This window comes from Litorimonas sp. (assembly GCA_029936425.1).
In the GTDB taxonomy this organism is placed as follows: Bacteria; Pseudomonadota; Alphaproteobacteria; order Caulobacterales; family Maricaulaceae; genus Litorimonas.
On sequence record JAPYSU010000028.1, the window covers coordinates 1 to 10,436 of the forward strand.

Annotated in this window: 10 protein-coding genes; 1 reads left to right on the top strand and 9 read right to left on the bottom strand. The window is 52.5% G+C overall.

All coding sequences use genetic code 11. From position 1 onward, the window contains the following. Positions 1-630 precede the first annotated feature (630 nt). The 3 genes from ACN0IC_RS14425 to ACN0IC_RS14435 form a co-directional block, all read right to left on the bottom strand. Complete coding sequence (locus tag ACN0IC_RS14425; RefSeq protein ID WP_416879495.1) at positions 631-2,244, bottom strand: GMC family oxidoreductase; 1,614 nt, start codon at positions 2,242-2,244, stop codon at positions 631-633. Beyond that, positions 2,241-3,695, bottom strand: a complete 1,455-nt coding sequence (locus tag ACN0IC_RS14430; protein ID WP_416879486.1) for a coniferyl aldehyde dehydrogenase — start codon at positions 3,693-3,695, stop codon at positions 2,241-2,243. The genes ACN0IC_RS14425 and ACN0IC_RS14430 overlap by 4 nt, the downstream gene beginning before the upstream one ends. Before the next feature lie 106 nt (positions 3,696-3,801). Next, complete coding sequence (locus tag ACN0IC_RS14435; RefSeq protein ID WP_416879487.1) at positions 3,802-4,923, bottom strand: GNAT family N-acetyltransferase; 1,122 nt, start codon at positions 4,921-4,923, stop codon at positions 3,802-3,804. Between the two features lie 103 nt (positions 4,924-5,026). On the opposite strand from ACN0IC_RS14435, the gene ACN0IC_RS14440 reads away from it, so the two are divergent. After that, complete coding sequence (locus tag ACN0IC_RS14440; protein WP_416879488.1) at positions 5,027-5,995, top strand: cation diffusion facilitator family transporter; 969 nt, start codon at positions 5,027-5,029, stop codon at positions 5,993-5,995. On the opposite strand, the gene ACN0IC_RS14445 is transcribed toward ACN0IC_RS14440, so the two are convergent. The 6 genes from ACN0IC_RS14445 to ACN0IC_RS14470 form a co-directional block, all read right to left on the bottom strand. Next, on the bottom strand, positions 5,967-6,491 hold the full coding sequence (locus tag ACN0IC_RS14445) for a hypothetical protein (RefSeq protein ID WP_416879489.1): 525 nt from the start codon (positions 6,489-6,491) through the stop codon (positions 5,967-5,969). The genes ACN0IC_RS14440 and ACN0IC_RS14445 overlap by 29 nt on opposite strands. A 29-nt stretch (positions 6,492-6,520) precedes the next feature. Further along, on the bottom strand, positions 6,521-7,246 hold the full coding sequence (locus tag ACN0IC_RS14450) for an extensin family protein (protein ID WP_416879490.1): 726 nt from the start codon (positions 7,244-7,246) through the stop codon (positions 6,521-6,523). A gap of 21 nt (positions 7,247-7,267) precedes the next feature. Next, positions 7,268-8,071: a trypsin-like peptidase domain-containing protein gene (locus tag ACN0IC_RS14455; RefSeq protein WP_416879491.1), complete on the bottom strand. Its 804-nt coding sequence runs from the start codon at positions 8,069-8,071 to the stop codon at positions 7,268-7,270. Positions 8,072-8,076: 5 nt separating this feature from the next. Then, positions 8,077-8,490 carry a DUF350 domain-containing protein gene (locus ACN0IC_RS14460; protein WP_416879492.1) on the bottom strand — a complete coding sequence of 138 codons (414 nt, stop codon included), beginning with the start codon at positions 8,488-8,490 and terminating at the stop codon, positions 8,077-8,079. A gap of 129 nt (positions 8,491-8,619) precedes the next feature. Then, entirely contained in the window at positions 8,620-9,792 is a 1,173-nt protein-coding gene (gene rlmN / locus ACN0IC_RS14465; RefSeq protein ID WP_416879493.1) for a 23S rRNA (adenine(2503)-C(2))-methyltransferase RlmN, read from the bottom strand. Positions 9,793-9,942: 150 nt separating this feature from the next. Beyond that, complete coding sequence (locus ACN0IC_RS14470) at positions 9,943-10,272, bottom strand: hypothetical protein (RefSeq protein ID WP_416879494.1); 330 nt, start codon at positions 10,270-10,272, stop codon at positions 9,943-9,945. Positions 10,273-10,436 lie beyond the last annotated feature (164 nt).

The window sequence follows — 10,436 nt, forward strand, 5'->3', positions numbered from 1 at the left end:
GGCCGCTGCGATAAAACCGCTGCCGCGGGGCCTGGCCCTTGCGAAACATTACCAATTTCGGTCTCCGGCAAGGATACCGACCCCGCGGGCAGTCCATTTTATTTGGAAACCGTGAGACAGGCTTGTCCTTGATGGCAAGCGGTAGGAAAGGCGTGGGCGATGCACACTTTAGAAACTGTGGACTTAACTTTCTACCCCGTCATTACCCGGCTCGACCGGGTAATCCATGCGGTGTCGGTGCCATATGTGTGAACTTAGTTACGTTCGCAAACGCGCAATTGGGAGCCAACGCAATTATATACAAAGCAGAAAAGGAGTCGTATGGATTCCCCGGTTACACCGGAGAATGACGGAAATAAAATGAGGCACCCAACCTCTCGACCTTCCGGGTTCGCTCCGCGCCCCGGAATGACAGGAATCGTGGACGAACTTTTCACCCTGTCATACCGATGCGACCTTCAGCAATCGCGTCGCGACATTTCATGTCGCTTAGGCTCACACCCGGTAACGTGCCTTGTCGGTTCGGTGCGAAAACATCTTCTGCGTACTCAGTGGCCAAGCTTAAGGCACGGCACCGGGCAGGCATTGCCTGCGTCGGTGTGACGAGGTTATTAGGCACATTCCCCCGATTCAGCCTTCGCGCCAATCCTCTTTTATCATCGCCGCGCCTTTTTCTGCGATCATGATGGTCGGGGCGTTTGTATTGCCGGAAATAACTTGCGGCATGATTGAGGCGTCAATGACCCGAAGGCCCTTGAGACCGTGAACCCGGAGGCGCTCATCCACAACAGCCATTTTATCCGTCCCCATTTTACAGGTGCCGACCGGATGATAAATTGTATCGGCCCGGTTTCTGATATCTTGTTTCAGGCGGGCGTCATCCTGTTCTTCCGTGCCGTAAATCGGCTTGCCTCTGATGTCGTCAAAAGCGGCGGATTGCATAAGGCGCTGAGTCAGGCGCGCGCCCTGATAGAGCTTCTCCAAATCCCGGTCATCTTCCAAAAAGGCCGGGTCGATGAGCGGCGCGTCGGAGGGGTCCGAACTGGCAAGGCTCACCCGCCCCCGGCTTTTGGGGCGCAGCAGGCACACATGGAGCGAAAAGCCGTGCCCCCAATGCAGTTTTCGCCCGTGATCATCGACAATAGAAATAATAAAATGAAGCTGAATATCGGGCGCGGGCTCGTCCCGATCAAGATAGAGAAAGCCGCCGGATTCCGCAATATTGGACGAAAGCAGACCCGTCCCGTCTTTCCGGTATTTAAATATTTCCCTGACCATATTGAAGGTTCCGGGAAGGGAAAAGCCGATAGTGTCTTTATGCAGCGATCCCTTGCCCTGATAATTGGCTATCCAATCGACATGATCCTGAAGGTTCTCCCCAACGCCGGGCAGGGCATGTTGCGCGTCTATGCCATGGGGGTCGAGTTTGTCCGTCGGCCCAATTCCCGACAAAAGCAGGAGGTGAGGCGAGCCGAAAGCCCCGGCGGAGACAATCACTTCGCGCCGCGCGGAGAGCGTTCTTTGTCCGGATTTTGTTCTAATCTGAACCCCGATTGCCCGTTTATCTTCCAGAAGGATTTTTTCTGCGAGGCAATCCGTCAGTACCGTCAGGTTTTTGCGGTCCTCCGCCGGGTCGAGATAGGCGTTGGCCGCAGACCATCTTTTCCCCCGCTTCTGGGTCACATCGAACAATCCCACGCCTTCCTGATCCTGCCCATTAAAGTCGTCGCAAAGGGGAATCTGAAGACTTTGCGCGGCCTTGAGAAATGTCTGGTTCAGCGGCGAGACCTCTTTTTGATGGGTCACATGGAGCGGCCCTTCCGTGCCGTGATAGTCGCTCGCCCCGCCTTCATAATGTTCGGCTTTTTTGAAAAAGGGCAAAACATCCTCATAGGCCCAGCCTTTATTTCCCAGCTCGGCCCAGTGATCATAATCGGATTTATGGCCCCGGATATAGATCATGGCGTTAGAGCCGGAAGAGCCGCCAAGCATCTTGCCGCGCGGCTGATAGCCTTTGCGGCCGTTCAGGCCTTTCTGCGGAACCGTTTCAAAGCCCCAATTTCGTTTCTTCGTCACCATATTCAAAAGCAGAAGTCCGGGCGTCGAGACAGAAAAATGCTTATGGGTCGGTCCGGCTTCTATCAGGCAAACAGAAATTTTTTCGTCTTCGGTCAGACGCGCGGCAAGCGTCGCCCCGGCAGAGCCTGCGCCGACTATGACGTAATCAAACGCCGTCTCCATCAGAGGATTTTCTTCATCAGGGCCATCATTTTATGAGTTTTATTCGTATAGGGCGGGTGCAGGGTTTTGCCTTGGCTGAACCGGCTCTGGTGGAAAACGCCCTTCATATGCGAGAAGCTCTCAAAACCATGCTCGCCGTGATAAGCGCCCATTCCGGATGGGCCGACGCCGCCAAAGGGCAGATCATCCTGCACCACGTGCCAAGCGGCTTCGTTGATACAGACGCCGCCGGAATGAGAGGTTTTCAGAACTTTGTCTTTTTTCTCGGACTCTTCGCCGAACCAGTAAAGCGCCAGAGGGCGTTCCTTCGATTGCACATATGCCAGACTGTCTTCCAGGGTTTCAGACGCCACAATCGGCAGGAGGGGACCAAAGATTTCCTCCTGCATGATTTTCATTTCTGGCGTGGTATCTGTCACAACGGTCAGAGGCACGCGGCGCTCTTTCGCCAGTTGTTGTTTGTCATCATTGCCGGCAACAGCGATTTTCGCGCCCTTATTCTCGGCATCCTCCAACAGGTCCTGCAGGCGGGCATAATGGGAGTCCGCAATGATGGACGTAAAATCCTCATTACCGGCAAAGGTCGGATACATTTTTTCCGCCTGTTTCAAAATCGCTGCCGAAAAGGCGTTTATGTCATTTTGCGGCATCAACACATAATCCGGCGCAACGCAGGTCTGCCCAGCATTAAGAAGTTTGGCATTGACCAGTCTCGGGATGACCAAATCCAGCTTTGCGCTCTTATCGACAATGACCGGAGACTTTCCGCCCAGCTCCAGGGTCACCGGCGTCAGATTCTTGGCCGCGGCCTGCGCCACTTTTCGGCCAACATTGGTCGAGCCCGTAAAGACCAGATGATCAAAGGGCAATTCGGAAAAGGCGGACGCCACATCCACGCCGCCCGTCGCCACATAAATCTCTTCATCGGAAAAATTATTGGCGATCACGTCTTTCAAAAGGGCGGAGAATTTCGGTGTATATTCGCTCGGCTTCAGCATGGCGCGATTACCTGCGCCGAGGGCGCCAATCAACGGCATGATAGCGAGCTGCAAAGGATAATTCCAAGGACTGATTATACCGACAACGCCCAGAGGCTGAGGTACAATCCGGTTTTTGGCGGGCCAGTAGGGCAGCGCCGTCGAGGCTTTACGGGTTTTCATCCATTTTGGCGTGTGTTTCAGGGCGTGGGAAAACCCGCCCTTCAGAACCAGAAACTCTGCAATCATGGTTTCTTCGGCGGCGCGGTGGCCAAAATCGTCGGAAATGGCTTTGATGAACGCATCTTCCTGGGCAAAAATGGCGTGTCTGAGCTTTTCAATTTTGCCTTTTCGAGAGGACCAACTGGGATAGGGATGACGGTCAAAATCAGTGCGCTGGGCAGAAAGGATAGCTTTCAAATCACCGGGATTGTCAAATTTGCCTTTTAATTTCGATGAGGGGTCAATCCTGACCATAGCCGTCTCCCGTTATTATTATATCTATCAATACTGCACGGGAAGGCGGGATGAGTCGAGTGAACTTAGACGAACAGTTTTGCAGGACAGCCAAACGGAGGAGAGATTAAAATCTGTAATTTGCCACTGACCGCATCATGGCTTTGGCTCGGCCCGAAACCGTTGTTTCACAGGCGGCGATCTGGGAATATCGGCGGCGAAGCTTTCCCGGAGCGTCGCCCAACTTTTTCTTTCCGAGTTTTTCAGCCGCGTCATAGACTTGCGCCAGTGCAGCCGCCGGCCCGGAAATTGGAACAAAGCCAGAGGACACGGTGACGTCTTCCGTCGCGTAATGGCGTTTAAAGGCGTCGATTCCGACGCCTAGATCAAGTCGTTCATAGCCTAATCTATCAGACTCATCGAGAATACCGTTTAGAAGTCTCGCACCGGGTGAATAAATATTCAATGTCGAGTCATAGGCTACAATCCAACTGTGATAAGTCGGGCCATCGGTCAGGCCGGTATCTATCGCGGCGAGTCTATCTCCGATGTACAGGGCGTGTAGATCCAATCTTAATGAACCAGAAATTGGACGTTCCCAGAGGTTTTTTAAAAGGCTCGACGTCCAGTCAGATTCAAAAATATTGTAAAACCCGCTACGCTCATATTGGGCTTTTTTCCATTTTATGAGGGTTTTAAGCAAATCCGGATTTTGGCTTCTGAAATCAAACTGGCTTGGCCCAATCTGTTCGTCACTTTTACGAGTCCGGCGGCGTAAGTCTTTTAAGTGACGCGTGTAAGATCCGCTTTGCGCCTTTTTCCAGGACTCGGCTCCCTCCGGGAAATAGATCATGGCTCCTTTGGACTGTTTTTCCGGGTTATGCATCCCGTTTTCAACGAGGGCGCTATAATGAAACGCTCCCACCGAGCTATTTTTCAACATATCTCCAAGTGTAAGGTCGCAGTCGGGGCGGCAGATAAGGCCGTGATAATCGGTCATAGGGGCGCCGACCGGTCGGGCAAAACGCTCTCCTTGAAACGGCAAAATAGCTATAATCCCTGTTTCATCTTCAGCCACGGCAATTCGAACATTATCGACGAGTGCGGCGACGGTTTGCGTATACTCCGGATGGAAATATGGAGAGTATAGGCGCGGATTAGAATCTCGTAAGTCCAGCCAAGCTGAAACAACAGATGCAGGCATTTCATCTGCTTTGAAAATTGATGTTTTAAATCCGGGTTTTGTCACGTCACTGATCTTTAAAAAATTTGTTACGCTCTTTTACCAGCAAAGGGCTAATATCGGCTTAAAGCGGTTGCATAAGCTCCGGGACACGTCCTAATCTAAATCAATGAGCTCAGATCACTTCCAAAAACATAAACACGAAGCCTCTCACCCTCCTTCCCATAACCACGGCCACACACATTCGCCGAAAGTTGATGAGTCCAATCGCAACAGGGTAGGATTGGCTGCGCTTCTGACAGGCGTGTTCATGGTCGTCGAAGCGGTCGGGGGGTATATTTCTGGATCACTGGCTCTCTTGGCAGATGCAGGGCATATGCTTACGGATTTTGCTGCGTTAGCTATGGCATGGGCCGCATTTACCATCGCGAAAAGGCCAGCAAATTGGCGTCATACATTTGGATTTGATAGATTCTCAATTCTTATTGCATTTGTAAACGGGCTCACATTGTTTGCCGTTGCGGCACTGATTGTGAAAGAGGCTGTTGAGCGGCTTTATACTCCCGGAGAAGTATTAGCAGGGCCTATGCTTTACGTCGCTATTGCCGGATTAATTGTGAATTTGCTGGTGTTTTGGGTGTTACGCGGCGCAGATCAGCATAACCTGAATATAAGAGGCGCCATTTTGCATGTTTTGGGGGACTTGCTGGGTTCGGTTGCCGCCATTCTTGCGGCAATTGTTATTCTTCAAACAGGGTGGACACCTATCGACCCTATTCTCTCAGTTTTTGTCGCCCTTATCATCCTGAGGAGCGCTTGGGTCTTGGTAAAAGACAGTGCTTATATCCTTTTGGAAGCGGCGCCCAATCATATCGACAGGCGGGCGATTACCAAAGATCTACTCCATCACATTCCGGATATTTTAGCGGTTGAACATATTCATGCCTGGTCAATTACGCCGGAACGCCCGATGCTGACGCTTGAAGCTTTTGTCGGCCCCGACACTCGGATCGAGCCCGTAAGTCAGGCTATAAGGACGCGATTGAAGGAAAAATTCGAGGTCGAGCACGTTACTATTCAAGTCATGCGGAGAGTCGAAGGAGAAGCGCTTAACCCAGCAAATTCATGCGTTCCTTAAAGCGCCGGATAAACTCTTTCTGCTCCGCTGTTGCCGGTGTTTCGCAGCTCGCAACGCGCTCCATCATTTCAGTCAGTGCCAATGCATCATCCCGTTCAATAGAGGTCTTCAAGATGTCGACCATCGGAAAAAGGGCCGTTTCCGGTAAGGTAACATCATGGGTGAGGTTATACATCTGGCGATAAATTCCATCCGCTGCGTCTGTACTGAGCTGCATATGGTTTTCAAGCTGTAAGGTAATCGCCGCAATTTCGGCTTCGCTGACCCCGCGGAGAGTGTCCATTTTGGCCGTTGCAATCATCAACACAGTGGCGGCTTCGACAGGTGTTTCCACCAGATCATAGCCCGACTTTCCGTGAAGCTTTCGAAATCTCTCCTGACGAGGGCGGTTTTTGAAACTGCGCGCCGCATCGGCAATATCGCGAGACCCTCTGATCGCGCGGCTTATCCAGAAAACCGCAATCGCAATGGTCGTTAATATCCCGATGATATGCATAGCATCCTCTTTATAACGACTTTCCTTCCTTAGCGACAGGCTGAAGACGGCCCCATGTCCAAATGAAAATGATCATAATGGGCCGCATTATAATCCGGGCTAAGCGTGACATTGAAAACCTTACAGGCGGCGTTTCGGATATCGCGTAAAAACTCGGCATCGCCGTCTTCCCCCGTCCAATCGCTGCGGACGCTTACCAAATGTCCGTCCGTTAGTTCAAAGCTCGCCACATCCCAGGCATTGCCATAGGCGTGTTGGCTCCAGCGGCCGGAATTATTTCCGTTTTGGCGGCGGCAGGAATAGGTTCCCATATGATGCATTTTAGCAAGCCCCTCTCCATATCTTTCCTGGGCGAGACGGTCGATTTCCCGAGTCCACAAATAGGTGGAAATAGACAGCGGGCATTTCATATTGGCTTCTCCGGGGGCGAGAACAATGTCATCCTGACCATAAACCAATCGCGCTGTTTCCCAGCCGCAGACATCCTTACCTTCGCCTGTAGAGGGACCCTCTTTCGGGTCTGACGGAATAGTTTCAAAACCGGCGGTATCGCGGGCGAGGGACATGCAGACTTCGGGCGGAGATAGCGCCATGCGCAGAATTTGAGATTTCGTCGCTTTTCCCAAGGGACGGGACGTGTCGAGTTTTTTCCAAGGTAAATGTTGTCCTGGGATATATTTATCCGCCAGATAGGCACTGCCCGCAAAAATTGCGGCCGTTGTTATCCAGATTAAAGGTCCTTTCCAGCCACTCATAACAAGTTTTTAGAGTTTGACCTATCGCTGTTCAACCAAACAAAGCACTTGGGCAATCCGGCGTTCCCGTCTCAACTGATCCGCCTGTAACCCATAACGGTCTTTTTCTAAAGGATTTCCCTTCCGTGAAGACTTTTCAGTAAAAAAGGGCCACAGCGCGCGAGGGGCTACGGTGTAGATACGCCCCCTTCGCGGGTTTTCGGCTGTTACCACCCCTATAATTTCGCCGTCCCCGTCCAGAACAGGCGCGCCGGACAAACCGCCAAGAGAGCCATTTAATCCAACCGTCCGTCCAATTTCGGCCCAGGCCAGAACCGACTCATCAGAGGTGTATCGCCCCCTGACAAGCATCCGGCTACGCGACAGTAGATTCCCAATGGCCTCTCCGGGTCGGCCCTGCGGAAAGCCGATAAAATAGCCCGTTTCGCCGACCCGCCGCGGGGTGTGAACGTCATGCGGCAAAGCCGGCCGTGTCCACTGCGTTTGAAGCTTGGCGAGATCGTTTTGTTCGTAGATTTCAGCGGTGGCAGGGATAATCCGGTTTCGTCCTGTCTTCAATGCGATTTCATGACACCCATCCACAACGTGGCGCGCCGTCAGCCATCCGCCTTGCTCGTCAATCGCAAAGGCTGTGCCTGTGCCGGAGCGGGGTATATCGACTTGCGTAATAACTTGTTCGTCGCGGGGGCTTTCGCTTGGCAGAAGCGGCCCGAGGTCCGCCGGAGGAGGCGGGGCCACGACATTTTTATTGACTAAAAGCGCCCCGATATAAATGGCCGCTAGCACCACGGCGTAAAACAGCCAATCCGGGATTTGCCGGAACACGGCCCTTAGCCCGCAATGGCGAAAGCGAGGAGGACGGAACCGGCAATTTTAAACGCGGCCAGAACCAAAGCCGGAGCGGCCTCATCATTGGTAATGCGCTGCGGCATCCCTTTGAAAATGGCGTCGGTGAGGCGGAATAAAAAGAGCTGCAGGAACATACTGGTCGTGCCCCAAATGGCGACATCAAACAGGCTGAAACGTTTCACCAGACAGGCGGCCAGCGGAATGGTCAGGCTGAAGATAAGAGAGCTGAAATGGATGGAGGCGGCCATATTGCCGTTCTGGACAAGCTCCAATTCCTTATGCGGCGTCAGCTTGGTGTAGATAACAAGACCGATAATGAAAATGGCCGTGACGACCAAAAGATAGAATATCAAATATGGCAGTCCATTGGCGAGACTGTCGAGCGCAGGACGCATACGGTTCCCCTTCGTCGTGATTTCCCCTCATCGAGCCCCGTTTCGACACGAAGAACATGGCTTAAATATGTCCGGGGATGCAAGTCAAACCTGAAAAAGTGACATGGATTTAATTAAGCTTAAAAGGTTTTAAGCGCTCTCGGCGGCTTTGCTCTCGGCCCGAATCTGACTGGCGCGCTTTTTCTCGGATTCGGATTTCAGTTGCCCGCAAGCGGCAAAAATGTCTCGCCCGCGCGGCGTGCGGATGGGGCTGGCATAGCCGGCCCGATTGACGATATCGGCAAAGGTTTCAATCGTGTCCCAGTCGGAACATTCATAATCAGATCCCGGCCAGGGATTGAACGGTATGAGGTTGACTTTGGCCGGAATGCCGCGAAGCAATTTAATCAATTCCTTGGCGTGTTTCGGGCTGTCATTGACGCCTTTGAGCATGACATATTCAAAGGTGATACGTTTGGAATTGGACAGGCCCGGATAGTCCCGGCACGCCTGCATCAGCTCGGCGAGCGGGTATTTCTTGTTAATCGGCATAATCTGTGAGCGCAGATCGTCATTGGCGGCATGAAGCGAAATCGCCAGCATGGCCGAGGTGCGTTCGCCCATCGGGCCGATATCGGGCACAACGCCGGAGGTCGAAACTGTTATGCGGCGGCGGCCAATACCGAGGCCTTCGGGATCGCAGATAATGTCGAGGGAGTCTCCGACCGCGTCCGTATTATAAAGCGGCTCGCCCATTCCCATAAAGACGATATTGGTCAGGCGGCGGTTTTCCTGCGTGGTCGGCCATTCGCCGAGATCGTCCCGGGCGATAATGACCTGAAGGACAATTTCGCGCGGCGTCAGGTTCCGAACCAGACGCTGCGTCCCAGTATGGCAGAATTTACAGGTCAGCGTGCAGCCGACCTGGCTGGAGACGCAAAGCGCGCCGGTTTTCGATACATCGGGAATGAACACGCTTTCGACTTCAATGCCCGGCGCCATGCGGATGAGGTATTTGCGCGTCCCGTCCTTGGAGATCAGGCGCTCAACAATTTCCGGCCGGTCGAGAGTAAAATGGTCCGCCAGTTTCGCCCGTAAAGGCTTGGCGATATTGGTCATCTGATCCCACTCGGTGACGCCGTAATTATAAATCCAGTGAAAGATCTGCTTGGTCCGCATCCGGATTTTCTTCGGCTCTATGCCCAACTCTTCCAGATGCGCGGCAATCTCTTTGCGGCCCAGACCGACAAGAGACGGGCGCGCAGGCGCGGACGGCGTCTCTTTCAGGCCCGGCTCGGCGTTCTGGAGTAAAGTTGTGCTCATAGAGGGGCTTTAAACGCTTTCACGGTGAGGGAAAACCGAAAAGGGCATATCATCCGGACAAGACGCCGCGAAGTGGGGGGTGAGGGCGCGGCCATAATCGGTTTGTCTTACAATGTGCATCGTAAATTCAGTTTGTTTTAGAAGCGTTTCTCACGGCCAATCCTCGGCAAATTGTAGAAGCCAATCGAAATAGGCTTGTTTCGCTTGGGCTTTCTCTTCAATTTCTTCAGCCATCATATTGCCGACCAGATCGTCTAGTCGTTCCATGAAACGCTCCCGTTCTTCGGGGTTGGGAGGAGGCAGATCTTCATAGCTTGTATATTCAGGTTGTCGCCGAGTGGCTCTGTTCGAGCCTCTCTTGTTCTTTTTAAATTTTTGATATCGCTCTTTTTCTCTGGCCAGCTCATCTTTTTTGGCCTGCAGTTTTTTGGCGACAATTTCTTCTTGGTATTTCGCAATCATCTGATTGTGACGGGACATTTAATTTTCTCCGTATATGTGAAACGGTTGAGTGGGAAGGTGGTAGGCGTTCTGTCCTACTGCCCATCTTGGGGTCAGCTTTGGCGTTCGTCCTTAAAAAAAGTGGACAGCCCGCGGGGTCGGTATCCTTGCCGGAGACCGAATGAATATACTGTTTCGCAAGG